The organism is Desulfuromonas sp. TF (assembly GCF_000472285.1).
GTDB lineage: Bacteria > Desulfobacterota > Desulfuromonadia > Desulfuromonadales > ATBO01 > ATBO01.
Genome location: NZ_KI421423.1, coordinates 60,298 through 86,190, shown reverse-complemented (window position 1 = coordinate 86,190; position 25,893 = coordinate 60,298). Strand labels below are relative to the sequence as shown.

Annotated in this window: 22 protein-coding genes; 20 read left to right on the top strand and 2 right to left on the bottom strand. The window is 58.8% G+C overall.

The features are described from left to right. Window positions 1-126: 126 nt before the first annotated feature. The 5 genes from DTF_RS0116200 (at window position 127) to DTF_RS0116180 (ending at window position 4,379) form a co-directional block, all read left to right on the top strand. Window positions 127-2,067: an aldehyde ferredoxin oxidoreductase N-terminal domain-containing protein gene (locus DTF_RS0116200; protein WP_027716169.1), complete on the top strand. Its 1,941-nt coding sequence runs from the start codon at window positions 127-129 to the stop codon at window positions 2,065-2,067. A gap of 9 nt (window positions 2,068-2,076) precedes the next feature. Then, window positions 2,077-2,646, top strand: coding sequence for a 4Fe-4S binding protein (locus DTF_RS0116195; RefSeq protein WP_226989385.1), 570 nt, complete (start codon window positions 2,077-2,079; stop codon window positions 2,644-2,646). A 60-nt stretch (window positions 2,647-2,706) separates the two neighbouring features. Beyond that, entirely contained in the window at window positions 2,707-3,156 is a 450-nt protein-coding gene (locus tag DTF_RS0116190; RefSeq protein WP_027716167.1) for a VOC family protein, read from the top strand. Window positions 3,157-3,357: 201 nt separating this feature from the next. Beyond that, window positions 3,358-4,059, top strand: coding sequence for an AzlC family ABC transporter permease (locus tag DTF_RS0116185; protein ID WP_027716166.1), 702 nt, complete (start codon window positions 3,358-3,360; stop codon window positions 4,057-4,059). Continuing rightward, window positions 4,056-4,379: an AzlD domain-containing protein gene (locus DTF_RS0116180; RefSeq protein ID WP_027716165.1), complete on the top strand. Its 324-nt coding sequence runs from the start codon at window positions 4,056-4,058 to the stop codon at window positions 4,377-4,379. The genes DTF_RS0116185 and DTF_RS0116180 overlap by 4 nt, the downstream gene beginning before the upstream one ends. A 44-nt stretch (window positions 4,380-4,423) precedes the next feature. On the opposite strand, the gene DTF_RS0116175 is transcribed toward DTF_RS0116180, so the two are convergent. After that, entirely contained in the window at window positions 4,424-4,747 is a 324-nt protein-coding gene (locus DTF_RS0116175) for a hypothetical protein (protein ID WP_027716164.1), read from the bottom strand. A gap of 374 nt (window positions 4,748-5,121) precedes the next feature. On the opposite strand from DTF_RS0116175, the gene DTF_RS0116170 reads away from it, so the two are divergent. From DTF_RS0116170 to DTF_RS0116125, 10 genes are all read left to right on the top strand, one after another. Continuing rightward, window positions 5,122-7,389, top strand: a complete 2,268-nt coding sequence (locus DTF_RS0116170) for a response regulator (protein ID WP_051361389.1) — start codon at window positions 5,122-5,124, stop codon at window positions 7,387-7,389. Further along, complete coding sequence (locus DTF_RS24015) at window positions 7,386-8,891, top strand: sigma-54 dependent transcriptional regulator (protein WP_051361388.1); 1,506 nt, start codon at window positions 7,386-7,388, stop codon at window positions 8,889-8,891. Before DTF_RS0116170 ends, DTF_RS24015 begins: the two co-directional genes overlap by 4 nt. Window positions 8,892-9,292: 401 nt before the next feature. Beyond that, window positions 9,293-10,159, top strand: a complete 867-nt coding sequence (gene fdhD / locus DTF_RS24010) for a formate dehydrogenase accessory sulfurtransferase FdhD (protein WP_081703034.1) — start codon at window positions 9,293-9,295, stop codon at window positions 10,157-10,159. A gap of 84 nt (window positions 10,160-10,243) precedes the next feature. Then, a complete protein-coding gene (locus tag DTF_RS24005) occupies window positions 10,244-12,760 on the top strand; it encodes a molybdopterin-dependent oxidoreductase (protein ID WP_051361387.1) in 2,517 nt (838 codons plus the stop codon). 178 nt (window positions 12,761-12,938) lie between these two features. Beyond that, window positions 12,939-13,547, top strand: a complete 609-nt coding sequence (locus DTF_RS0116150; RefSeq protein WP_027716162.1) for a 4Fe-4S dicluster domain-containing protein — start codon at window positions 12,939-12,941, stop codon at window positions 13,545-13,547. A gap of 10 nt (window positions 13,548-13,557) precedes the next feature. Next, on the top strand, window positions 13,558-14,439 hold the full coding sequence (gene nrfD / locus DTF_RS0116145; protein WP_027716161.1) for an NrfD/PsrC family molybdoenzyme membrane anchor subunit: 882 nt from the start codon (window positions 13,558-13,560) through the stop codon (window positions 14,437-14,439). A 100-nt stretch (window positions 14,440-14,539) separates the two neighbouring features. After that, window positions 14,540-15,085 (top strand): 2-oxoacid:acceptor oxidoreductase family protein, encoded by a 546-nt coding sequence (locus tag DTF_RS24000; protein WP_051361386.1) that lies wholly within the window; start codon window positions 14,540-14,542, stop codon window positions 15,083-15,085. After that, window positions 15,086-16,765 (top strand): NAD(P)-binding protein, encoded by a 1,680-nt coding sequence (locus DTF_RS0116135; protein WP_051361385.1) that lies wholly within the window; start codon window positions 15,086-15,088, stop codon window positions 16,763-16,765. Continuing rightward, complete coding sequence (porA, locus tag DTF_RS0116130) at window positions 16,762-17,919, top strand: hypothetical protein (protein ID WP_027716159.1); 1,158 nt, start codon at window positions 16,762-16,764, stop codon at window positions 17,917-17,919. Before DTF_RS0116135 ends, porA begins: the two co-directional genes overlap by 4 nt. Window positions 17,920-17,926: 7 nt before the next feature. Next, window positions 17,927-18,805 (top strand): thiamine pyrophosphate-dependent enzyme, encoded by an 879-nt coding sequence (locus tag DTF_RS0116125; protein ID WP_027716158.1) that lies wholly within the window; start codon window positions 17,927-17,929, stop codon window positions 18,803-18,805. Window positions 18,806-18,988: 183 nt separating this feature from the next. Here the strand turns inward: DTF_RS0116125 and DTF_RS0116120 are convergent, their stop codons facing one another. Then, window positions 18,989-19,915 carry a hypothetical protein gene (locus DTF_RS0116120; protein WP_027716157.1) on the bottom strand — a complete coding sequence of 309 codons (927 nt, stop codon included), beginning with the start codon at window positions 19,913-19,915 and terminating at the stop codon, window positions 18,989-18,991. A 304-nt stretch (window positions 19,916-20,219) separates the two neighbouring features. Between DTF_RS0116120 and DTF_RS0116115 the strand changes: the two genes are divergently transcribed. The 5 genes from DTF_RS0116115 (at window position 20,220) to DTF_RS0116095 (ending at window position 25,852) form a co-directional block, all read left to right on the top strand. Beyond that, on the top strand, window positions 20,220-21,632 hold the full coding sequence (locus DTF_RS0116115; RefSeq protein ID WP_027716156.1) for a tryptophanase: 1,413 nt from the start codon (window positions 20,220-20,222) through the stop codon (window positions 21,630-21,632). Window positions 21,633-21,727: 95 nt separating this feature from the next. Further along, complete coding sequence (locus DTF_RS0116110; protein ID WP_027716155.1) at window positions 21,728-22,753, top strand: TRAP transporter substrate-binding protein; 1,026 nt, start codon at window positions 21,728-21,730, stop codon at window positions 22,751-22,753. Between the two features lie 73 nt (window positions 22,754-22,826). Further along, on the top strand, window positions 22,827-23,315 hold the full coding sequence (locus DTF_RS0116105) for a TRAP transporter small permease (RefSeq protein ID WP_027716154.1): 489 nt from the start codon (window positions 22,827-22,829) through the stop codon (window positions 23,313-23,315). Beyond that, window positions 23,303-24,607, top strand: a complete 1,305-nt coding sequence (locus tag DTF_RS0116100) for a TRAP transporter large permease (RefSeq protein ID WP_027716153.1) — start codon at window positions 23,303-23,305, stop codon at window positions 24,605-24,607. The genes DTF_RS0116105 and DTF_RS0116100 overlap by 13 nt, the downstream gene beginning before the upstream one ends. 60 nt (window positions 24,608-24,667) lie before the next feature. Next, a complete protein-coding gene (locus DTF_RS0116095; protein WP_027716152.1) occupies window positions 24,668-25,852 on the top strand; it encodes a pyridoxal phosphate-dependent aminotransferase in 1,185 nt (394 codons plus the stop codon). The last annotated feature ends 41 nt before the right edge of the window (window positions 25,853-25,893 follow it).

The following is a 25,893-nucleotide window of genomic DNA, read 5'->3' as shown; positions in this document are numbered from 1 at the left end:
TACATCCCTTTTATCCCCTTCATCCCTGTTCAAATGCCTTCAAGCTTTTGATTTTATGGCGGCCATAGTGGTAAAGAGGTACGCCAATACCCATATGCGCCGGTCAAATAGAAGGAGTTAAGAGAAATGCGGTACGCGGAGACAGGCTTTGACTTGGAGATCGATCTTTCCCGGGGAAACATCGAAAAGGTCGCTACCGACCCGGAAATGACCGAACTTTACCTTGGGGGACAGGGGACCGCCGCGAAGATCCTCTGGGACAGGGTTCCGCCCGAGGTCGACCCTTTTTCTCCCGACAACCTGCTCATATTCAGCACCGGCCTCCTGCATTCCACTCCCGTTCCCGGCGCCAACCGCACGTCGGTCGATACCTTCTCTCCCCAGACGGGTCTCTACTCGCACTCCCTGTTCGGGGGATTTTTCGGTCCGGAACTGAAGTATGCCGGTTACGACAAAATAATCTTCCGCGGCAAGGCCCCCGACCTGGTCTATCTGTGGATCAAGAACGACAAGGTGGAGATTCGTGATGCCGGCCACCTGCGGGGAAAAGGTGCTCAGGAAACGGCGACTCTCCTTAAGGAGGAATTGAATGAGCCTGACGCCCAGGTAGCCTCCATCGGCCTGGCGGGTGAAAACAGGGTTTATATGGCGAGCATCGAACACGCCAACTCCAGCGCCTCGCGAGGGGTCGGCGTGATCATGGGGGATAAAAGAATAAAGGCGATCGTCGTTCGGGGGACCAGGGACGTCCATGTTGCCAGGCCGGCTGAGCTTTCCGAGATCAGCATACCCATGTATCGGGAGATGCATGACAACAAGGATTGCGGGGACACCATGGCTCACGGGGAAGGCGACGCCTTTCACGTCGACAATTTTGCCTGGGGGAATGCTCGGGCTCGGAGAAGGAATTTCTTTACCAAAGAGATGGAAGAAGAGTGGATGGCGCTTGAAGAGAAGTTGCGGGTTCGCTGGACGGCCTGCCACAACTGTCCGAAGGATTGCCATCAGGCGATCGTCTATCCTGGGCGGCCTCCGTATTTCCAGAAATGCTACAGCAAGCTGACATATGCGATGGCAGCCTTTGGAGACCTCGATTTCGACTATGACATCATCGGCGTGACCCAGGAGCATGGACTCGACGCCTACTCGACGCCGCAGGTCATGGCCTTCGCCATCGAACTTTACGAGGCCGGTATTCTAACGGACAAGGACCTGCCGGACTTCCCTGCCGACAACGAGTCCAGATTTTTCTACCTCGTCGAAAAGATCGTCCGGCGGGAAGGGATCGGCGATGTTCTGGCCAACGGCGTTTATTGGGCGGCCCGGCAGATCGGAAACGGTGCGGAAGAATACGATCATAACACCATCAAGAAGTTCGAACAGGTGCCCATCAAGCTGGGGCATGTTAATTATCCTTATTTTCTGATGTATGCCACCGGCGAGAAGATCAATATCACCCAGATTGAAGGATCCTTCCCACAGGCGCCCATTGCCGACAGGAAAGAGAGGGAGGAGTTCGTAAAGCAGTGGGACGCGGCTCCCGAGAGGTTCAAAAAATGGTTCATGGAATGGGAGCCCCGTCAAAATCCATCGATCGAAGCCGCTGTTCACATCTGCGACTGGAATGAGACCATGCATTACATCGACGATGCCATCGGCACCTGCGCCTTTCTGTCGTCGTTCAGGGGGCAGTTCGGCGGAAGGCCGCCCTATCACATTTATAATCTGCCCGGCTTCATCTCACATGCGTCGGGGATCGACCTTGATTCGGACAGGCTCTGGGAGACAGCGAAGAGAAATCGGAATCTTGTCAGGGCCCTCAATATCAGAAGGGGACTAAGGAGAGCCGATGAGAAGCCCCCCGAGGACCACTGGAAAAATCGTGAACCCGAAACGGAAAAGAAGCTGCTGGACGAATATTACAAGTTCAAGGGATGGAATAACGACGGCATTCCGACCAGGGAGACCCTGGACGGGCTGGGCCTGGATTTCGTGAGCGAGGACTTCATCCAGCGGGGAATTCTGACGGAGGATGAGGCTGCTCCTTTTGAAAGGACTGCGATCTAGAAGAAATCAGTGAAAGGGGTGGTAAGCGTGAGGGATGGGTTAAAAAAGAGAACCGGCAAAAGAATCAACGTCGACCTCGACAAATGCATCGGCTGCCGCGCATGTGAGATGGCATGCTCCGGATTTCACGCCGTTCCGCGATTCAGCAGCACCAATCCGGCGCGGTCCCGGATCCGGGTCGTCGTCGATGACCGGAAAGATGTGTATGTTCCGATCCGGGCCGGCGAGTATACTCCGGCTGAATGCACCGGCAGAAACACCTATACGGTCGACGGAAAGGGATACAGAGATTGCAGCTTCTGCAGGGCTTCCTGTCCGTCCCGGGATCTATTCAAGGAGCCCGATTCGGGGCTCCCGCTGACCTGCGACATGTGCGAATCCGATCCGCCGCTGCCGGAACCCATGTGTGTTCAGGTCTGCCGGGTCGATGCTTTGACCTACACGGAATGGGAAGAGGAAGTCCCCGAGGAAGTAAAGAGGAGCGAGATCGAGATAGGGCTGGAATCGTTGATGGACAACCATGGGTTGGACAAGGTCATGGAAAGGATTGCGCAGATTTCCAGAACCGTGAAACGCTGAATTGAAACATACTGGCCGGTCATGCCGCGAAGACCGTATGACCCCTTAAATGGAGGAACAATGGAATCGAAAAAAATAGATCACATCTGCATCGCCGTGAAAGACCTCGACGCCGCCAGGAAGATATGGGAACCGGTCCTCGGCAAGTCGGAGCCGGACGATCCGTACGTGGACGAGCCGGAGAAGATCCGCGTCGCCCGCTACTGGCTCGGCGGCGTGGGCTTTGAGCTCATGGCATCGACCACGGCCGACGGACCGGTGGCCAAGTGGATCGAGAAGAACGGCGAGGGGGTCATGCTGATCAGCTTCAACGTGGAGAATACCCGCGACGCCATCCGGGAACTCGAGAAAAAGGACTACCCCTTCATCCCCAATCCCGAACCCCTGGCCGATGACCCCACTGGGAAGTCCCGCCCCTTCCGCGACTGCGAGTTCGCCTTCATTCATCCCAAGAAAATGAACGGCGTGCTCCTCGAACTCATCGATTACAAGTGGAAGGAGCTGGAATAGGTCCAGCATCCGCCCCCGCTGAAAAAGGCCGCCTCCGTACCGGGGCGGCCTTTTTTGTCGCTGGGCACCTTCCCGGCGGGACACCTTTTGCTGGGATGAGTCCTTCGTTTCTGCTATAGTCCCGCCAATCAAGACTCCGGCATCTCCAAAGAAATAACGTCTCTCCGGAGCCTCGCAGGCTCTGCCCGTGGTATCGATCACATGAACGTAAACCAGGACACCAGAAACCTCTTTCGTCAGGGGGCGGCGACGGCCTGGCCGATCTGCCTCGGTTACTTTCCCCTCGGTCTCGCCCTCGGGGTGCTGGCCCAGAAAGCGGGGATTCCCTGGTGGGCCGTGGCCATGATGTCGATCCTGGTCTTTGCCGGCAGCGCCCAGTTCATCTGCGTCGCCATGCTCTCCGCCGGCGCCTCGGCCCCGGCCATCATCCTGACCACCTTCTTCATCAACCTGCGGCACGTGCTGATGAGCTCGGCGCTGGCCGTCCACCTGCAGGGGGTGAGCCGGAGGTTTTTGGCCGTCTTTTCCTACGGCATCACCGACGAGAGCTTTGCCGCCAACATGACCCGCTTCCGCGAGGGCGACTGGGACCGCTGGCGGGCCCTTGTGGTCAATCACCTGGCCAATTCCGCCTGGATCCTGGCCACCGTTTTCGGCACCCTGGTCGGACAGTTCGTACCCCAGGGGGCGATGGGGATCGACTACGCCCTGACCGGCATGTTCCTCGGCCTGCTGGCCTTCCAGCTGAAGGGGCGCATCCATCTCCTCACCGGCCTGCTCGCGGCGGCGCTTTCCGTCGCCTGGTACGTGATGATCCCAGGGAATTCCTACATCGTCGGCGCTTCCATGAGCGCCGCGACGGCGGGATACCTTCTGAAGCGGCGAAGGGAGAAACACCGATGAGCTTCGTCGACTACCTCTTCCTCTTCGCCGGGATGGGAGCGGTCACCTACCTGCCCCGCGCCCTCCCCCTGCTCTACCTGGCCCACAGGCGGATGCCGCAATGGCTCATCGAGTGGCTCGGCCTGATCCCTGTCGCCATCCTCAGCGCCCTGGTGGCTCCACTCCTGTTCGCCGATGCCGCGGCGCGCAACGTCGCCCTCGGCAAGCTCGAGCTGCTGGTCGCCGTTCCGACCCTGTTGTTCGCGGTGAAAACCCGCAGCCTGGGAGGGACCGTTCTGGTGGGGATGGTGCTGTACTGGGTGGGAGGGATGATGATCTGACATCTGGTCACCGAAACTGTCGGGAACGCCTCCGCCATCGTTGCTCAGCGACAGTCAACGGCAGGTTCGCTGTCAATCTCGTGCACCACGCCACCGCGGATATCGACCTTGGCACAGCCGCCAACCATCAGGGGGCCGTCAACCTGGTCGAACTGGGTTCGTGGATTGGTCGTCACCTGTTGTCCGCCGATGATCCAGGTGCCGTGCAAGCCTTCGGGCATGGATTCCACCCAACCATAGAAACGGACCCGATCTCGGTCGTTACTGTCTTTGCCCGCAACCGTTGTCGGCGCCAGTGACGCGACAGCAATCGAGAAGCCAAGCGCAAGAGCCACAAGTGAGCGCCCATCAAGTATTTGAACCGCCATGTTAGTCTCCCCCGTAAGTCCACCTTCCCAAATGCCAACCATGAATTTCAACACATGGCTGCCGGGCACTATTGAGAGATCTCTCTCGTCCTCTCGTCATTATACCGAAGAAGGGATAGCATTTTCCATGCTTGACAACTCGTCATCGGTTAGAAACCCGAAATGCGCTTCCCGCTTTTCTCGCCGATAGCCGACCGCTGTTTTGGTGACCGTGCCGGGGGAGACCGGACGTCTGTTGACCACCTTCAGGCAAAAGAAGTCTTGGCAAGTCCTATAAATAATATTATGATGTAAAACATTGTTTTGTTTCATTCCGTTCTGCGAAATTCCATTGATGCCACTTCCTCCCCCCGGGGAAAGTGAAAGATTCGGTAATGTGCAACTCAAAGTTTTTTACTGAGTCGAATTCCGAAGACCACGGGAATGTTCTGGTGGTCGACGACAGTGACCTGAGCCTGGAGCTGCTCTCGGAGATCCTCACCCGGGAGGGGTTCAAGGCACATCCGGTCAAGAGCGGCATTCTGGCTCTGGAGTCGGTGCGAAGAAATACGCCCGACCTGATCCTGCTGGACATCATGATGCCGGGAATGGACGGCTATGAGGTCTGCCGTCTGTTGAAAGAAGATGATCGGACCCGGAATGTGCCGGTCATCTTCATCAGCACCCTGGAAGCGAGCTCCGAAAGGGTCAAAGGGTTTGCTGTCGGAGGGGTCGATTTCATTTCCAAGCCCTTTCAGGCGGAAGAGGTTCTGGCACGGGTCAGAACACACCTGGCCCTTCGGAAAACTCAGATCCGGCTTGAAAAGCAGAAGGCGCAGCTCGAACAGGAAATCCTCGAACGCAAGAATTCGGATCAGGCGCTCCATGAGAGCGAGGCGCGCCTGCAGGCGATTCTGGACAATGCGCCGGCCGTCATATACGTCAAGGACACGCAGGGCCGCTATACCCTCATCAACCGCAAATTCGAAGATCTCTTCCATCTGCGGCGGGAGCACTTCATCGGAAAGACCAACAAGGACGTCTTCTCCAAAAAGGTGGCCGAGACGCTGACCCGCAACGACCGGGCGGTGCTCGAATCGGGGAGGGCCATCCAGGTGGAGGAACAGGTCGGGCACGAGTACGGCCCCCTCTCCTTCATCTCCGTCAAATTCCCCCTGCGCAACGTGGAAGGGGAAACCTACGCCGTCTGCGGCATCTCCAGCGACATCACCAAACGCAAGCATGGGGAGCTGGCGCTGCAGCAGGCCAAGGAGGCGGCCGAAGCCGCCAACCGCGCCAAAAGCGTCTTCCTCGCCAGCATGTCTCACGAGCTGCGCACCCCGCTGAACGTCATCCTCGGGTTTTCCCAGCTGATGAAGCGGGATTCCTCCCTCTCCGCCCGGGCGAAAAAACACCTCGACACCATCAATCGAAGCGGCGAGCACCTGCTGGCCCTCATCAACGAAGTGCTCGAGCTCTCCAAGATCGAGGCGGGTCGCCTCACCCTGAACCTGGCTGCCTTTGATCTCTACGGTCTGCTGGAGGACATCGAGGCGATGTTCCGGATGCGGGCAGAGCAGAAGAGGCTGCGCTTCAGCGTAGAGATGCCGGAGGGGATGCCGCGCTACCTGACCGGCGACGAAGGGAAGCTGCGCCAGGTTCTGATCAATCTGCTCGGCAACGCCATCAAGTTCACCGGCGAAGGCTCCATCGCCCTGAAGGTGTCGGTGCGCCGCGGCACGTCCGCCACCCTCTTCTTCGAGGTGGAGGATACCGGCGCGGGCATCGCGGCCAAGGAGATGAAGAAGCTCTTCCAGCCCTTCGAGCAGACCCTGAGCGGGCACGGCAAGGGAGGCACCGGGTTGGGACTGAAGATCAGCCGGGAGTACGCCCGCCTGATGGGGGGCGACCTCACCGCCCGCAGCGAGCCGTCCAGGGGGAGCGTATTCACCTTCTCCTGCCGGGTCGAGGAAAGCCGCGAGGACCTGGTTCAAAAGATCGGGGAATGCCGGCGGGTGGTCGCGCTTGCCCCGAACGCCCGGCCCCGGACCGTTCTGGTGGTGGACGACAAGGAGGAAAGCCGGCGGTTCGTGGCGGAACTGCTCAACCTTGTGGGCTTCGCGACGCGGGAGGCGGCGAACGGACAGGAGGCGCTTGCCCTGTGCGAGGCCGAGAGGCCCGACCTGGTGTTGATGGACATGAGGATGCCGGTGATGGACGGGTACGAGGCGACGCGGCGCCTGAAGGAGACGGGTTGGGGAAAAAAAACCCCGGTCATCGTGATCAGCGCAAGCGCCCTGGACGAGGACCAGGAGGAAATCCTGGCCACCGGAGCTGAGGAGTTCATCCGCAAGCCGTACAGGGAGTGCGACCTTTTCGAGGCCATCGGCAGACTCCTGGGAATCGAGTACCGCTACGCGGATGACGGAATGCCCCCAGCCCCGGCACCGGTCCCCGCCGAACTGGTTCCAGGGGACCTGGCCAAACTCCCCCGGGAGTATCGGGAGTCGCTGAGAGAAGCCCTGACCGCCCTGAACGTCCAGGCCATACGCGAGGCCATCGCTCGCATCCGCACCTTCGATGAGCACCTGGGTGAAGCCATGGGGCGACTGGAGAGTGATTACCAATTCGAAATATTGTTGAACTTGGTGAAAAATTCATGAGCAGAGAAAAAAGACTCCAGAACAAGAGGTCCGTGGCCAAGGTGAATATTCTGGTGGTTGATGATACTCCGCCAAACCTTGAGCTCCTGTCGGAGATTCTCACCGAAGACGGCTTCGATGTGAGACCGGCTAAAAGCGGCGGTCTGGCCTTGATGTCGGCTCGGACCATCACGCCGGATCTGGTACTCCTGGATATCATGATGCCGGGAATGGACGGCTATGAAGTCTGCCGCTTGCTGAAGGAAGACGAACGGACCCGGGACGTGCCGGTCATCTTCATCAGCGCCCTGGAGGAGACTGTCGACAAGGTCAAGGCCTTTGATGCCGGCGGGGTCGATTTTATCTCCAAACCTTTTCAGGCAGCGGAAGTTCTGGCCAGGGTCAGGACCCACCTGGCCCTTCGAAGGGTGCAGACCAAACTCGAAGAACAAAATGCCCGGCTTGAACGGGAAATCGCCGAGCGCCAGAAAGCCGAGGTGGAGCTCTCCAGATTTCAGGCCCACCTGGAAGGTATCCTGGAAAAAAAACTGCGGCACCCGGAGGCATTTAAAAGCATTGTCTCCCAAAGTGAAAAGATGCGTTCCGTCTTTCAATATATCGAAGCCCTTGCCTGCAGCTCCGAACCGGTCCTGATCACTGGGGAAAGCGGTGTCGGCAAAGAGCTGATCGCCCGGGCCATCCATGATGTCTGCCAGCCGCAACAGCCCTGGGTCCCCGTCAACATCGCCGGTCTCGACGACAATGTTTTTGCCGACACCCTTTTCGGGCATGTGAAGGGGGCCTTCACCGGAGCGGACCATGTTCGCGCCGGCATGATCGAGAAGGCGGCGAGCGGCACCCTTTTTCTGGATGAAATCGGTGATTTGAGCCCGGTATCGCAAATCAAGCTGCTACGCCTGATCCAGGAAAAGGAATTCATGCCCCTGGGCAGTGATACCCCTCAGAAGGTCAACGCCCGGATCGTCGTTGCGACAAACGTCGATCTCGATCAGAAACAGAAAACCGGGGCGTTTCGAAAGGATCTGTATTTCAGGCTTTGTACCCATCGCATAGAAATTCCTCCCCTTCGAGAGAGGAAAGAGGATATTCCGATTCTCCTCGACCATCTCCTGACGGAGGCGGCCCGGGAGATGGACAAGAAGAAGCCGACCCCGCCATCGGAACTCCCGCTTTTACTTTCCAATTATCCTTTTCCCGGAAACGTCCGTGAATTGCGGGCCATGGTGTTCAATGCCGTGAGTATGCACAGGGGCCGCACGCTTTCCATGGAATCTTTCAAAAAAAGCATGGGAATCTTCAGAAAGGATCCGGTAAGCGAGGACGCCTTCCAGGAAAGGCCCCTGTTGACCTTTCATGAGCGTCTGCCGACCCTGAGGGAGGCCGCCGACCTTCTGGTCAGAGAAGCCATAGCGCGGACCCGGGGCAACCAGTCCATGGCGGCGAGGCTGCTCGGCATCACCCAGCCTGCCCTCAGCAGCAGATTGAAGAAAATGACCGAGTAAAAAACACCGGATCGCAGACCATATCCCCGCCTTCGTGCGGGGATTTTTTTTCAAGCCCCTTGAAGGGAGCAAGGTTTTGTTATAACCCCAAGCTTGCTTATACGCATCCATCCCCCTGCCTTTTCAGGTTTCCTTTCTCTTTCCACCCCCTGCCCAAAAGTTTTCTTATACCCGTTACGCCGAGGTCTCCCACCCGAGCATTGAACAAACATCGTTTGTTTTTCCATACTTACCCGACCTTGCTGGGCCTGGCATCATTATTGCCATATTCGTATATCGAAGCAAGAATGAGCGGCAAAAACAACTAAGTACTTAATATCAAACTATTTTTTACCGACAAGAGCGAATTGCCGGCCTGCCGGTCCTTAATAACACCGTTTTGCCAGGAAGGGATAAGTGAAATGATCGACGAGACCATAAAGCTGCCCGTCATCAAGGTCAGGGGGAGGCAAAGGTGGCAGGTTGAGGATTCGGTTGTTCGAGAAGTGCCGATAACGATTTACTTCAACAAAGAAGAGATCGTCACCGTCCTGTGCTCTCCGAGCCAGATCAAGGAATTGACGATCGGTTTTCTGATCTCCGAAGGCTTTGTTCGGGAGCGGAGCGACCTGTACACGATCGGGCATCACTGCGCGGAAAACATTATCCGGGTTGAAGGCAGGCCGCGTCCGGCCCAGAAAAGCGCCATGAACCGCCGGGTCATGTCTGCCTGCTGCGGCAAGAGCCGGGCATCCTTCAACTTTGAGAACGACGCCGAGCTGGTCAGGGTCCAGGAGTCGAAATCACGAATCGCTCTCGAAGAAGCCGTTTACTACGCCAACTACCTGGAGGAGAACTCCTCCCTCTTCAAGGAGACGGGAGGGCTTCACAACGGCGGGATAGGGTATGCGGGGGAGGTCCGCTACGTCTGTCATGATATCGGGCGGCACAACGTGCTCGACAAGCTCCTTGGCCGGGCCTACCTGCTGGATCTGGACCTGTCCGGACATGTTCTCTTTTTCAGCGGAAGGGTTTCATCGGAGATCCTGCTGAAGGTGGCCAAGATGAACATCCCCATTCTCGTGGCCCGCTCGGCGCCGACCGATCTCGCACTGGGCCTGGCCGAAGATCTGAACATCACGGTCATCGGTTTCGCCCGGGGGGATAAGCTGAACATTTACACCTGCCCGGAGAGGATCGAGCTGTCGTCCATGTTGTCCGTCGTAAATACCGGCAGGGGGGCCTTGCGGGCTTCCAGGGGGTTGCGTGCGAGGGGGGAGCGAAGATGACAGGAAAACCATAGTCCGCTCCAGGCTGTCGAGATGTAGATAACGGATCACAAATAGCTTCTGCACAGAAGAGGAGGACGACCATTGAAACAGAGTGAACTGGTGGCACAGAAGGATTACTGGGCTAAGAGCGCGTGCAAGATGTGCATTCACAGCTGCGCGATCAGGGCTCACGTTGTGGACGGCGTCGTCGTGAAGATCGAAGGCGACCCCGACAACCCCAGCAATCGCGGGAAGCTGTGTCCCAAGGGGCAGGCAGGGATCATGCGGCTTTACGATCCCAACAGGGTCAAAACCCCCCTGAAGCGCACCAACCCGGAAAAAGGGCCGGGAGTGGATCCCAAATGGGTCGCGATCTCCTGGGAGGAGGCGCTCAGTACGGTGGCTGAAAAATTCAAGGCGATCCGCCAGGACGACCCCCGCAAGCTTCTTCCCGCGATCAACGATTTCCATCGCATCCATCTCTGGGGATGGGGAGCGGTCTTCGGGACCCCCCACTACTTCTCCACCGTCGGTCAGTACTGCGGTGCGGCCTACCACCCCCTGAACGGCATTCTCGATGGCTCCTTCGCGGCCGTCAACGATTACGATCACTGCAAATACTGGATCCAGATCGGCGCCGGGGACGGTTTTTCCTCCCACCTCCACGTAGCGGCCTCCATCAAAAGGATGGCCGAGGCGCGCGTCGACCGCGGAATGAAGCTGGTGGTGGTCGAGCCCCGCATGTCGGCCGGGGCGGCCAAGGCCGACGAGTGGCTGCCGATCCGTCCGGGGACGGACCGGGCCTTCGTCCTGGGGATGGTCTATGTGCTGCTGCACGAGTTGAACCTCTACGACGCCGAATTCATGCGCAAGCACACCAACGGGATCTACCTGGTGGCTCCGGACGGCAACCTTTTCAGAAGGGCCGAGACGCAGAAGCCGCTGGTCTGGGATGCGGCCTCAAAAACGGCCAAAGAGTTCGATGCCGCGGATCTCAAGCTTGAGGATGCCGCTCTCGAAGGCGTCTACACGATCGACGGGGTGGAGTACCGTCCGTCCTTCCAGGTGGTCAAGGACACCCTGAAGGATCACACCCCCGAACGGATGTCGGAGATCTGCTCGATTTCGGCCGAGACGATCCGCCGCATCGCCAAGGAATTCGGCGAGGCCGCCTGCATCGGCAGCACCATCAAGATTGAAGGCAAGGAATATCCCTACCGGCCGGCCGCGCTCAATTTCTATCGCGGGGCCATCGGCCACTATGATGGGGGGCTCGATTCGGCGGCCATGAAGCTGATCAACCTGGTGATCGGCAATATCGACGTTCCCGGCGGGCATATCGGGGTCGGTCTGGATCACCGGCTGCTCATCATCGAAGAGGGGAAGGACGGAATGCTCAAGCCGCAGCCGCACATCCTTCACCCGCCCTATGAGTTCGCCCCCAAACCGTACAGCTATCAACTCATGGAGTGGTATCCCATCGGCATCGATCCCGGCCATCTGACGGCGGCGAATGTCCTCGATCCGGAGAAATACGGCTTCGACTTTCAGCCCGAGGCGCTGATCATCGAACATTCGAACCCCCTGTGGAACCTCTCGGCGACCACGAAGGTCATGGAAGTTTTCAAGAAGCTCAAATTTATCGTCGCCATCGATATCATCCTCAACGAATCGACGGACTGGGCCGATATCGTCCTGCCGGACCTCTCCTACCTCGAATCCCACCTGCTGGTGTGCATCGAGCCGCCGATGGTCACGGGACACGTCTACCGCCGGCCGGTTATCGAGCCGCTCTACGACGGCCGCGACGCCACCGACATCTTTACCGAACTGGCCGATCGCATAGGGTTCCTGGCCGACTGGAACGGGCTGTTGAACTTCACTCTCTTCCTCACCCCGGAAAATCAGCTCGACCCGAATACCAGGTACTCCAACCTGGAACTGATGGACCGCATGGCCAAGAGCCGCTACGGTCAGGACAAGGGTCTTGACTGGTTCCAGGAGAACGGCCACACCACCCGCAAACAGACGCCGGAGGAAATGTATCTCCCCTACGCCCGGAAGGGGCAGAGAATCCCCCTGTACTTCAACTTCATCAAGGAAGTCGGAGACGACATGGCGCAGAAGATGAAAGAGGCCGAAGTCCCGTGGGATACCTCGGGCTATCTGCCGGTGCCGGTCTGGCGGGAGCATCACCCCCTGCATAACATGCCTGCCGAGTACGACCTGTACGCTTTCGCCTTCAAGGAGTGCCAGTCGAATTTTTCGGAAAGCACGACCATCCCCTGGATCGAAGAGGTCATCGGCTGTCAGCCCCTTCATCTCGGAGTGATGATCAACTCCAAGACGGCCCGAAAGAAGGGGATCAAAACCGGAGACATTCTGAAGCTCGAGTCCCCCTTCGGAGAGATCTCCGGGCGCGCCACCGTGTGCGAGGAGGTTCATCCCGAGTGTGTCGCTATCTCGAACACCATAAGTCGCTGGTCGCAGCACCCTGTCGGCAAGCAAAAAGTCTCCACGCATTTCAACAAGCTGCTGCCGGCCGACGTCAAATGGACCGACAGCATGAGCGGACATCTGGAGACGTCGACAAAAGTCAAACTCAGCATCATTTCTTGATGCTTTCGCAAGAAAGCAAAACAGCAGATGGCTAAGCAAAAAGCGCCAAATGCAAGGCGCGCGATTGTCGAGCAAGGAGGCGTACTTACTTACGTCGAAGCAGCGAGGGCAATTGCAGCAACGCAGCAGTTGGTGAATTTTTGCGACGCCCTCATTTCTTCATAGGAGAGAGGCCGCAATGCATTATGGAATGGTGATCGATCTCAAGCGGTGTGTGGGATGCCAGGCCTGTACCGTCGCCTGCAAGGCGGAAAACGGGACCCCGCAGGGCATCCTGTACACCAAGGTTCTGGACCAGGTTTCCGGGGAGTATCCCAATGTCCGGAAACAATTTGTCCCCGTGCTCTGCAACCACTGCCAGAGCGCCCCCTGCCAGAGGGTCTGCCCCACGGGTGCGACCTCGAAGCGGGAAGACGGCCTGGTATTGGTAGATCAGGACAAGTGTTTCGGCTGTCGCGCCTGCTATGTCGCCTGTCCGTACAACAACCGGATTTTCGTCAAAAAAGGAAACCTCAAGGGAGGGTATTTCGGCAACCAAAAAACCCCCTATGAGGAGGTGAAATACAAAGAGCACCAGGACGGGATCGTGCAGAAATGCACGTTCTGCTCACACCGGGTCGACGAGGGGCTGAAGCCCTCCTGCGTGCAGACCTGTCCGGCGGACGCGCGGATCTTCGGGGATCTCGACGACCCCGAAAGCCAGGTCAGCCGCCTGATTCGCAGCCGGGGCGGCAGACAGGCCCTGTGCGAAGACAATACCGATCCTTCTGTCTACTATCTGAGTTAGGAGAATGGCCATGGCCAGAAATATCCCCCTTGTAGTGGGTAACCAGTTCGTCGCTGGGTTCCGTCGGCAGACTGAGTGGGCGGGCCTGATCGCCAGCGCTTTCTTCTTCGGAAAAGTCGGCGCCGGCCTCTTTATGATTTCCGTTTTTAACGAGTCGCGGATCGGCATGCTGATCGGCTTATTGATCGTCCTCTGCGGCAAGGGCGGGGCCCACATGCTGTACCTCGGCAAACCGCTGCGCTTCTGGCGCGGCATGCGCCGTCCCGCAAGTTCCTGGGTCTCCCGGGGGTTCTGGGCGATGACTTTCATGCTGATCTTCGGCTTTTCCGCCCTGCCTCTGCCCGAAGGCAGTCCGCTGTTCATGCCCCTGGCGATCATCGCCGGTGTCTTCGCCTTCATCGTGGCTATTTACGACGGGTTCCTCCTGACCTCCTCGCCGGCCATTCCCATCTGGAATACGGCACTGATGCCGGTCATGTGCATGTTCTACGCGCTCTTGGGGGGAACGACCATGACCCTCTTCCTCGCCCATTTCGGCCTGATAAACCTGTCGATTGCGGGGGACCTGCTCGCGAACGTCGAGATGATTCTGCTGGTCGTCAACCTGATTCTCGTCGTCCTCTATCTCAGTGCCAGCATCAACACCGGAGCGGCGGGCCGGGAGTCTTTCGACCTGCTCGTCAAGGGGCCCTATGCCGTTCCGTTCTTCACCCTGGCCATAGGGATCGGGCTGGTCTTTACCCTACTGATGACCGTCATCGGCGGAGCTCATGCCGGGCCTGGGGTGGTGGCCCTGATCACCGTTGCCGACCTGGTCGGGCATTATTTCATCTTTTTCCTGCTGCTGAAGGTCGGAGTTTTCAAACCGGTGCTCGGGCACCTGAAGATCTGATTTCCAGGTCCCTTGGCCGAGCGGTTTTTTCCCGGCCGGATCGGGTGAGGCTGTCCGGTTCGGCAGGGCGAGGCGAAGCTGAAAGTGAAAGGGGTAAAGCGTGTTACAGATCATTATCCAGGGGCGAGGGGGCCAGGGCGCCCAGATGGCGGGAAAGATCCTGTCGGAGATGTATTTCCAGGAAGGCAGGCACGTCCTGTCCTACGCCACCTATGGCGGCGCCCGCAGGGGGACCCCCGTCAGTTCCCTGCTGCGGGTGGACAAAAAGCCGATCCGGCTGCGCTGCGACATTGAGAATCCCGACGTCATCGTCTGTTTCGACCCCAGCCTTCTGGATGGGGGGACGTTGCTGAAAGGAGCCGGGGAGCAAACGCTGGTGCTGATCAATTCAGCCCTTCCCGCGGAGACCTTCCGTCACCTGGGCAGCTTCAGGGTCATGACGATCGATGCAAAACACATTGCCAGGAAAAACCAGCTGGGCCGGATCGTCAATACAACCCTGGTGGGGGCGGCGTTGGGGTTGATGGGCTATGGCAATGTCGAATTGCTCAAAAAGGTGGTCGGCGAGACGAGCCCCGTGAAGGCCGAAGAGAATGTGGCGGCCTGCCTGGAGGGCTACCGCCTCGCCAACGAAGGGGGTTGTTGAATGGGCAGAGAAGAGAAGAAGGTTCCTTCGATCTGGACCACGGGATGGACCGACATCCTGCGGACCGGGACCTGGCGCAACGCCATCGCCGTGCACCAGAAAAGACCGGCGCCCTGCCACGGCGCCTGCCCCGTGGGAGGACAGATTCCGGTCTGGGTGCAGCAGCTTCGCAACGGAAACGTCCAGGAGGCTTGGCGGACGCTGGTGGAGCACAACCCGATTCCGGCCTCCATCGGCAGGACCTGCCATCATCCCTGCGAGGGCGGCTGCAACCGCAAGGAGCATGACGGGGCGGTTTCCGTCAACGCCCTGGAGCAGTATGTGGGGGATCTCGCCATCGAAGAGGGGTGGGAGCTTCCGGCACCTCCGGCCGAGCTCGACCGGAAGGTGGCCGTCATCGGCGGCGGTCCCGCCGGCCTCTCCTGCGCCTACCAGCTGCGGCGCAAGGGCTTCCAGGTCACCCTCTACGATGCCAATCCCGAGTTGGGGGGCGTGCTGCGTTACGGCGTCCCCGAATACCGCCTCCCAAAAAAGGTGCTGGCCGCCGAGGCCGGCAGGATCGTCGATCTGGGGATCGAGGTCGTCACCGGGCGCAGGATCACCGCCGCGGATCTGGAGGAACTGGAGACGCGTTACGCGGCCGTCTTCATCGCCTTCGGGGCCCACCAGCCGAAACACCTCCCCCAGTTCCCAGGTGGAGACGGGCGTGTGATCGACGCCCTCGCCTATCTGAAGAGCATCCGGCTCGGCTCTCCCCTTCTTCTCGGCCGGAAGGTATTGGTCATCGGGGGAGGGAGCGTGGCCATGGACGTGGCCGGATCGGCGCTGCGACAGGGGAGCAAGGTCAGGGTGCTCGCCCTGGAAACCAGGGAGACGATGCCCGCCCCCGCGGAAGAAATCGAAGACGTCCTCGAGGAGGGCGCCGTTCTCATGGACGGCGCCATGGCCAAAAGCGTTGCGGACACCGGCTCTGCCCTGAAGCTGCACTGCGTCAAGGTGAAGCTCGATCCGCAGGCTCCGGCCGGGACGATCCGCCCCCTGGAGGTGAGCGGTACGAACTTCGCGTTCGACGCCGATACCGTGATCCTGGCCGTCGGTCAGGACCCGGAGCTGGCAGACTGGGAGACCAGGGTCGCAATCGACAGGTCCATGGTCGTGGTGGATGGAAACTTCATGACCAGCCGTCCGGGAATCTTCGCCGCCGGCGACGCGGCCGGTTCCGAGCGTTTCGTATCGACCGCGGTGGGCGACGGAAAGAAAGCCGCCAACCATATCGCCCAATACCTGGGACGGCAGGCCACGGCCGTGACGGACCCCGCCGATGGGGAGTTGCCGGAGCCGCGGGAAGTGGCTATCGCGGATATCAATACCTTCTACTTCCCTTTACTGCCCAAAGGCGAGCGGGGCAAGGCCGATCCAAAGGACCGGAAAGCCGACTTCAGAGAGATCCGGCTGGGACTTGAAGCCGAACAGGCGCAGGCTCAGACCGAGCGCTGCTTCAGCTGCGGAAATTGCGTCGAATGCGATAACTGTTTCTATTTCTGCCCCGACATGGCCGTCGTGAAGGATGAGTCTTCACCGACCCATTACCGCGTCCTTGATCAGTACTGCAAAGGATGCGGGTGCTGCCTGGAGGAGTGCCCCCGGGGAGCGATGGGCGTCAAGGAGGAAACCAAATGAGCGCCGCCGTGAACAGGCTTCTTCTGAGTGGAAACCATGCCGTCTCCTATGCGGTCAAGCTGGCCAGGCCCAACGTGATCCCGGTCTATCCGATCACGCCCCAGACACCGATTCTGGAGAGAATCACCGAGTTCCAGTCCGACGGCGAGCTGGCGGCCGAGGTCATCACCATGGAGTCGGAACACTCCGCCATGGCGGCCGCGATCACCGCCTCCTTGACCGGGGTGCGCGTTTTTACCGCCACGGCCTCCCAGGGGCTGCTGCTGATGCACGAGATGCTTCATTACGCCGCCGGCGCGCGGGCGCCGATTGTCATGGCCAATGTCAACCGGACGCTTGGATCTCCCTGGGGCTTCTGGCCCGATCAGACCGACAGCCTGGCGCAGCGGGATTGCGGGTGGATCCAGTACTACTGCGAAAACGGGCAGGAGTCCCACGACACCACCCTGCAGGCCTTCCGCGTGGCCGAAGAAGTTCTGCTCCCCGCCATGGTCATCCACGAAGCGTTCTACGTCTCCCATGCCATGGAGGCGATCGAGCTCGTGTCCCAGGAGCAGGTCGACCGGTATCTGCCCCCCTTCGACCCGCCCCACCGCCTCGATCCCCGGATCGGTGAGTCCTGGGGCAACACCGTCTCCCAGATCATGTTCCAGAACCATCGCCGGGATATGAGCGAGGCGATGGACCGGGCCCTGGAGGCCGCAAAGCTGGCCGACCGGCAACTGCAGCGACTGGTCGGCAGGGGCCACGGCATCATGGAGCGGTACCGCTGCGAAGGCGCCGAATTCGTCATCGCCACCATGGGGAGCATGACCGGGACCGCTCGCGATGCCGTCGATGAGCTCAGGGAAGAGGGGCTGCCGGTCGGTCTTCTCAAGATCAAGCTCTTCAGGCCCTTCCCCCTGGAGGACGTGCGGGAGGCACTCGCCGGGATCCCCAAAGTCATGGTGCTAGACCGCAACTTTTCCCCAGGCCTGGGCGGCATCCTTTTTCAGGAGCTCAAAGCCGCTCTGTACGGGATGGACGGGGCTCCGCAAATCCACGGCTACCTGGCCGGAGTGGGAGGGACGAACATTTCGCCGGCCGCCATCAAGGAGATGGTCTGCAGCGCCATGACTGAGAAGCCGACGGCGAATTCCGTATGGAAAGGGTGATGACCAGATGAGCTATAAGATCGAGGAACAGAAGGTTTTCAATTCGGGCCATTCCGCCTGCCCCGGCTGCAGCGAGGCCCTGGCCCTTCGATTCATTCTCAATACCCTGGGGAGCGATACCATCGCGGTGGTCCCCCCCTCCTGCATCGCGATCATTTCGGGCCCTCAGCCCCTCAGTTCCATGCGCATACCCGTTTACCAGACGACCCTGGAGGCCAGCGCCGCCTCCGCCGCCGGCATCAAAAGGGCCCTGGTGTCGAAAGGCAATCACCATACCAGCGTCGTGGCCATCGCCGGCGACGGCGGGACCTACGATATCGGCTTTCAGGCCCTGTCCGGAGCGGCGGAGCGGGGCGAGGACATCATTTACATCTGCCTCGACAACGAAGGCTACATGAATACCGGCTCCCAGAAAAGTTCGGCGACCCCGTCGCTGGCCTATACGACCTCGACCCCCGCCGGAAAGCTGACCCCGAAGAAAAATGTCGCCGAAATCATGGCCGCCCACAAGATCCCTTATATGGCGACGGCCACGACGGGCTACCCCGACGACCTGGCCAGGAAAGTCGCCCGGGCCAAGGAGATCAAGGGAGGATTGAGATTCATCGTCGTGCTGACCCCCTGCATCGACGGGTGGGGGATTGCGGACAAGGCCGGGCCCAGGACTTCGCGGCTGGCGGTGGAGTCCGGTGTTTTCCCCCTCTATGAGGTGGAAAACGGCGAGAACTATACCTTGAATCACGGTCCAAGCGGGATTTCCGTGGCGGACTACGTCTCCGGCCAAAAAAGATTCCGCCACCTTTCCGTCGGGGAGGTTGATCTCATTCAGAAAGAGGTCGATCGCAATTGGGAGAGGCTGGAGGTGAAGTTTTGTTCGGAGGCTTAGGCAACATTGATACAGCTCGGGACCGCTTTTGCACGACGTGCACTTGATCCCAACGTGAATGATTAATCCTGTCTCTCTCCTGCCCTGATCGTCGGCTCTCCTCCTGTCGACTTCGCCGTCACCCCCAAAAGGGGTGGCGGCATTTTTCTGAAGCGGACAAGCCCCGGAACTATCCCTTATCGATCAAGTCGATGGTTTCTTCTGCCTGAGTTGCTCAACAAAAGCCCAATTGAGCTGTTCGGCACGAAGCACAAAGCCTGCTTCCTCCCGGTCGGTATTGTTGCAGATCAAGTCTTTGCAGTAAGCCGGGATTTCTTCCTGATCTGTTCCTGCAATTTTCAAGAGGATATCTTCCGTGGATGCGTCCTGCGGCATCTTCTCCATGAAAACGCGGGCGGCAGAGGGGTGGGAGACGAAATCTTCCGAGCCGGAGAGGATTATCCCGTAGAGAAACTCCACATCTCGTCCCATGTCCACGGGGTTGTTGGTTACGATCATGACCACCTCGTCGTGGGTCTTGGGGTCGGTCTCCAGAATAAAGTGCAGGTTGGAGCGAACCGGGAAGATGGTACCGCTGTAACCGAGAAACCTGTTGTCCCGAAAGTTTTTTACCTTTACTCTCAGGAATGGGTGGCACTCGCTCTCGATGCAGACGAGTGTCATGTTGACCTTGTCCACATTGTTGATCGAGTAGTTGTAAAGAATATAGTTGCCGCCGATCTTGTCGAACAGACGCTGGGTATGGGATCGAGAAAAACGAGAGAATACCGAAAGCCTGAGGCTTCCGCTCTGTCGCTCTTCGATCCGCTTGAGGAAAATATCCCTGTCGCGGTCGGAGATGCCGTGCGCAAGGCACAAAATTTTCACATAGTCGGTGAAATCAGCATACATGTCAGCCGGATTCAACCCGATCGCACGGCAAAAAAGATGCAGCTTGCTCTTGCTGGGACGGCTCTTTCCAGCCTTCCAGGACTCCAGAGTGACAGAGGTCAGGGTTCCCCCGAGCTGATCTTGAATAATGGTGGTCACCTCCCGCATGGGAACGACCATCAGGGAGATCTGAACCTTCGCCTCAAAATCCTGGATATCCATCAGACCGATATTCGCCATAGGCCACCTTCCCGCTTTTCGACTATTGTCAATCCTTAAAAACAAACAATGTTATATATATAAGGCGCTTCGATACCAGCACCGGATTTTAAGAATACCACTCCAAAACTTTTTTTGCAAAGTTTTAAAAAGGCTTGCAAAACGATGTTAAGTTATTGAAAATAAAACAATTTTTGTTGACACGGGTTTTCTTTTCTGATAAACATTGCAACATGAAAACCAGGGTGGCAACAGGAGATAGCGATATCCATCTGCTTGCTTTGAGAGGACTCTACAAAACACTTTTTTAGCGAGGCATTCCGATATGAATAATGCGCATCTGGCCGAACCGTTCAAGATCAAGATGGTCGAACCCATTCGTATGATTTCTCGGGAGCGGCGGGAACAGGCCCTGATCGAAGCCGGATACAACCCTTTTTCTCTGAGATCCAGAGACGTCTACATAGACCTGCTTACCGACAGCGGCACCGGTGCCATGAGCCATAACCAGTGGGCCGGGCTGATGTTGGGTGATGAGTCCTATGCAGGCAGCGACAACTTCTACCACCTCGCTGAATCGGTGGCCGACATTTTCGGCTACAGATACATGATTCCCACTCACCAGGGGCGCGGGGCGGAACAGGTTCTCTTCCCCCAGTTGATCAAGCCGGGACAATACGTTCTCGGCAATATGCATTTCGACACCACCAAGGCCCATATTGAGATGCCCGGCGGCCGCGCCCGCAATTTCGTTATCGATGCCGCTTATGACACCACCACCTACCACCCCTTCAAGGGCAATTTCGATGTTGAAAAAATGGAGCGATTCATCGACGATGTAGGAGCGGAAGCGGTCGCCTTCATCCTGATCACGGTTACCTGCAACTCTTCAGGCGGGCAGCCCGTATCGATTGAAAACATCAAGGCTGTCCATGCCTGCGCCAAAAAGCACGGCATCCGCCTTTTTTTCGACTCGGCCCGCTATGCGGAAAACGCTTACTTCATTCAGCAGCGAGAAGAAGGCTACAGCGACAAGTCTGTCAGGGAAATCGTCCGCGAAATGTACTCTTACGGCGATGGCAGTACGGTCAGCGCCAAGAAGGACCCGCTCGTCAACATTGGCGGGCTGCTCATATTCAAAGACGATGAGGAACTATTCCGGGCCTGCCAGGCCATGGTTGTGCCCCTGGAAGGCTTCCCCACCTATGGAGGATTGGCCGGGCGAGACATGGAGTGTCTGGCTCGGGGCCTGCAGGAAAGCGTCGATGAGGACTACCTGGCCTATCGTATCTCTCAGGTCGGCTATCTGGGCAACCGGCTGCGCGATGCCGGAGTGCCCATCCAGTACCCCACCGGCGGTCACGCCGTTTTTGTAGACGCCGGGAAGATGCTGCCGCATATCCCCAAGGGGCAATTCCCCGCCCACGCCCTGGCAAATGAGCTGTACATCGAAAGCGGCGTCCGTGGTGTGGAGATCGGTTCCCTGCTTTTGGGCCGCGACCCGGAAACCGGTGAGCAGCAGGACTCTCCCATGGAGCTGCTGCGACTGACCATACCGCGCCGTGTCTATACCATGAACCACATGGATGTCGTCGTCGCCGCTCTCGTCGCTATTCAGGACCGTGCTAAAGAGATAAGAGGCCTTGAATTCACCTATGAGCCTAAAATCCTGCGTCACTTCACCGCCCGGCTGAGACCGATCGAGACGGAATCTGCGGCGGTGGCGGGCATGATGTAGCAGGTCCCTGTCTGGTTCCATTCCCATCACTGCGAACCACCGACCGAAGGCGTTGGCGCCCGGTGCAAGTGGATCGCCCAAAGGAGAAGGATGATATGTTCAAAAAAATCGGTATGCACGTGTTATTGGGAACTTTTGCCGTCACCCTGTTGGCCGCCGGCGCCATGGCTGGTTCCCCGATCGAGCTGACTTACGCCAACTTCCCCCCACCGATGACCTTCCCAAGCGTGCAAATGGAGCGCTGGGCCGATGAAGTGGAAGCCCGAACGAATGGAAAGGTGGACGTCAAGACCTTTCCCGGAGGCACGCTGCTCACGGCCAAAGCGATGATGGACGGCGTGGTGGACGGCGTGGCCGACATCGGCTGCGTCGCCTTCCCCTACCAGCCGGGCCGGTTCCCGCTCCTCGCCGCGGTCGACCTGCCCATCGGCTTTCCCAATTCCAAGGTGGCCAATGCGGTTCTGTGGGATCTCTACAAGAAGTATGATCCCGCCTCGCTCAAGGGAGTCAAGGTCCTGGCGCTCTTCACCGCCCCTCCGGCCGCCATCATGTCCAAGGATCCTATTCGCAAAAAATCGGACCTGGCAGGGTATGAACTGCGCACCACCGGCGCTGGCGTTGCCCCGTTGAATATCCTCGGAGCGGTGCCGGTCTCCATGCCCATGCCGGCCACCGTCGAGGCCCTGCAAAGAGGCGTGGTGAAGGGTGTCCTTTCCTCCACCGACATCCTGATGGATTTCAAATTCGCCGAGCAGGTCTTCTACACGACCCGCGCCGACCTCCAGACGACCTCCTTCGGCGTCCTCATGAACATGGACAAGTGGAACGCCCTCCCCGCGGACGTGAAGAAGGTCTTTGAAGACCTGGCTCGGGAGCATTCCATGTGGACCGGCAATTATGTGGACGACCACGGCAAAAAGTCGATCGAGTGGTCGAAGGCGAACCACAAGCACGAGTACATCGAGCTGTCCGCCGATGAGTATGCGAGTTGGCACACAGCGATGCAGCCCATCACCGACGAGTGGTTGAAGACGACGGCCGAAAAGAACCTCCCCGCCCAGGCGTTCTTCGACGACCTTCTGCAGATGAAGGCGAAGTATGAAGCGGAATTAGGCAAATAGGCGGAAAGATGATGATCGCCGGGAGCCTTCGCGCCGAGCGGGGCTCCCAGCGTTTCCTTCAGGGAGATGTCTCTTGAATTATGTCGTTCGTGTCGTGGCCTGGATCAATCGCGCCCTCATGTGGGTGGCGGGCGTCGTACTGCTCGCTACCATGGTCATGGCTGTGATCAATATGATCGGCCGCCCCTTTAAAATGCCCATAGCCGGCTCCTTCGAACTGATGGGGCTTGGCGGAGCGCTGATCGTCGCCCTGACGCTGGGCTATTCCCAGGAGGGGCGAACCCATATCGCGGTAGATATCCTGTTCAACTACCTCCCCGCCCGCTTGAGGCACCTCTTCATAGCGACGGGAGATCTGGTCTGCTCGGCCTTCTTCGGGATCGCGGCGTGGCAGATGCTCCGCTTCGGTCGAAGTCTCTATACGACCGGCGAAGTCTCCGAAACCCTGGGGTTGCCCGTCTACCCCGTTGTCTATGCGGTAGCGGCAGGCCTGGCGGGGCTAGCGCTGACGCAGGCGGTGACAGTTCTGGCGGCAAAGGGAGGTCATGAATGGAGCCGATAACGATCGGTCTGCTCGGCCTCGCCGGGCTGATGTTCATGCTCTTCTTCACCAGGATGCCGGTAGGCTTCGCCATGGCATTGGTCGGCTTCTGCGGTTTCGCGGCCGTGGTCAACCCCAGGGCGGCCATGAGTTCGATGACCTCGTCGCTCTGGGAAGTCTTTTCCTCCTATGGATTGGCGGTGATCCCCTTCTTCATCTTCATGGGCAACATCTGCTTCAGCGCGGGGGTGAGCAATCGTCTCTACAAGACCGCCTACACCTGGAGCGGCCAGATCAAGGGGGGGATCAGCATGGCCACCGTCCTGGCCTGCGCCGGGTTTGCCGCCATCTGCGGATCCAATGCCGCAACGGCAGCGACCATGAGCGCAGTGGCGCTCCCCGAAATGAAGAAGTTCGGCTACCACCCCGCCCTTTCCACCGGCTCGGTCGCCTGCGGCTCGACGCTGGGGGTGGTCATACCTCCCAGCGTGGTGTTGATCGTCATCGGGCTCTCCACCGGGGAGTCCATCGCCAAACTCTTCTTCGCCTCCCTGATTCCGGGGCTGCTCCTGATGGCGCTGTTTATCCTGACGGTCTACCTGTTGTGCCTGCGCAACCCCGAACTGGGACCCAAAGGGCCCAAAACGACCTTCCGGGAAAAACTGCGCAGCCTGCCCGGTTCCATCGAGATGCTGATCCTCTTCGCGCTGATCATGGCCGGGCTCTACCTGGGGTGGTTCACCGCGACTGAAGCGGGCGCGGCGGGCGCTTTTTTCTCCATCGTCATCAGCGTGGCGGGTCGGCACCTGACCTGGAAGAAGTTCCTCTCCGCAGTCAAGGACTCGGTCGTGATGAGCTGCATGATCATGATGATCGTCGGCGGCGCGGTGATCTTCGGGCGGTTCCTCACGGTGACCCGGCTCCCCTTCGAGGCGGCCGACTGGGTCGCCGCGCTCCCCATTCCCAGCGTGGTGGTCCTGCTGCTGATGCTGACCATTTACCTGGTGGGCGGAGCCTTGATGGACGCGCTGGGCCTGTTGATGATCACCATCCCGATCTTTTTCCCCGTCGCGCTGCGGCTGGGATACGACCCGCTCTGGTTCGCGGTCGTCATCACGGTGATCACCACCATGGGCGCGGTGACGCCGCCGGTGGGAGTGAACACGTATGTCGTCGCCGCCATGGCGCCCGATGTGGAAATAGGGACGGTCTTCCGGGGCGTGAGCTGGTTTATGGCAGCCTTCGTCGCCTGCATCGGCCTCCTGATTTTTTTCCCCGCCATGGCCACCTGGCTGCCCGCGCTCCTCGGCTGAGATGAGGTTTCATCCCGCCGCGCGGCCCCGCCGGATTTGAATTAAGGCCTGGAGTTACTGATGAGCGTATCCGACAAAATCAAAAAGAGCATCGAGGGTTCTTCCTGGATTCGCAAGATGTTTGAGGAAGGGGCGAATCTCAGCCGGATTCATGGGGCGGAAAATGTCTTCGATTTCACCATAGGCAACCCCTCCGTCGAACCGCCGGCAGCATTTCGAGAGGAACTGCTCAAGATCGCCAATCATCCGCAGCCCGGGATGCACCGGTATATGAATAATGCCGGCTACGAAGAGACCCGCAGCGCAGTCGCCGAAATCCTCTCCGAGACCTCGGCGGTCCCCGTCGGCCCGGAGCACGTCGTGATGACCTGCGGTGCCGGCGGCGGCCTTAATGTCGTCCTTAAAACGATCCTCAATCCTGGGGAAGAGGTCCTCATCCTCGCCCCCTTCTTTGTCGAATACAAATCCTATGTCGACAATCACGGTGGAACAACCACGGTCGTGTGGACCGATCGGGAAACCTTTCAGCTCGACCTGGCCGCCATCGATGCGGCCATCGGACCCCTGACCCGGGCCATCATCGTCAACTCCCCGAACAATCCGACAGGGGCTATTTATCCCGAGTCCGACCTCAGGATCTTGGGGGATCTTCTCCGCCGGAAAGAAAAAGAGCTGGGACGCACAATTTTTCTGATTTCGGACGAACCCTATGCCAGGATCCGCTACGACGATTCACCGGTCCCCTCCGTGTTCAATTTCGTGACCAATTCGGTGGTCGTCACTTCCCACTCGAAAGATCTGGCCCTCCCCGGCGAGCGTATCGGCTACCTGGCCGCCAACCCGGCGATGAATCAGGTCGGAAAGTTCATGGAGGGGGCTGTCTTCTGCAACCGGGTGCTGGGTTTCTGCAATGCTCCAGCCCTGGTGCAAAGGCTGGTGGCGAAGCTGCAACGGGAAAGTGTCGATATTCAAAAGTACCGGGAAAAGCGTGATCTGCTTTATGAGCATCTGACCGCTCTCGGCTTCCGGATGGCCAAACCCGGGGGCGCTTTCTACCTCTTTCCCCTATCCCCCATCGAAGACGATATTGAATTTGTCCGCAGGGCTCAGAGATACAACCTGCTTCTGGTTCCCGGAACCGGCTTCGGCGCACCCGGATATTTCCGTATCGCCTACTGCATCGATGAAGGGATCATCCGCCGCAGTCTCCCGGCCTGGGAAAAACTCGCCAGGGAATTCTTTTAACGAGGTTTTTAGAGGTACCCCGATAGCCCACAACTCGAGTC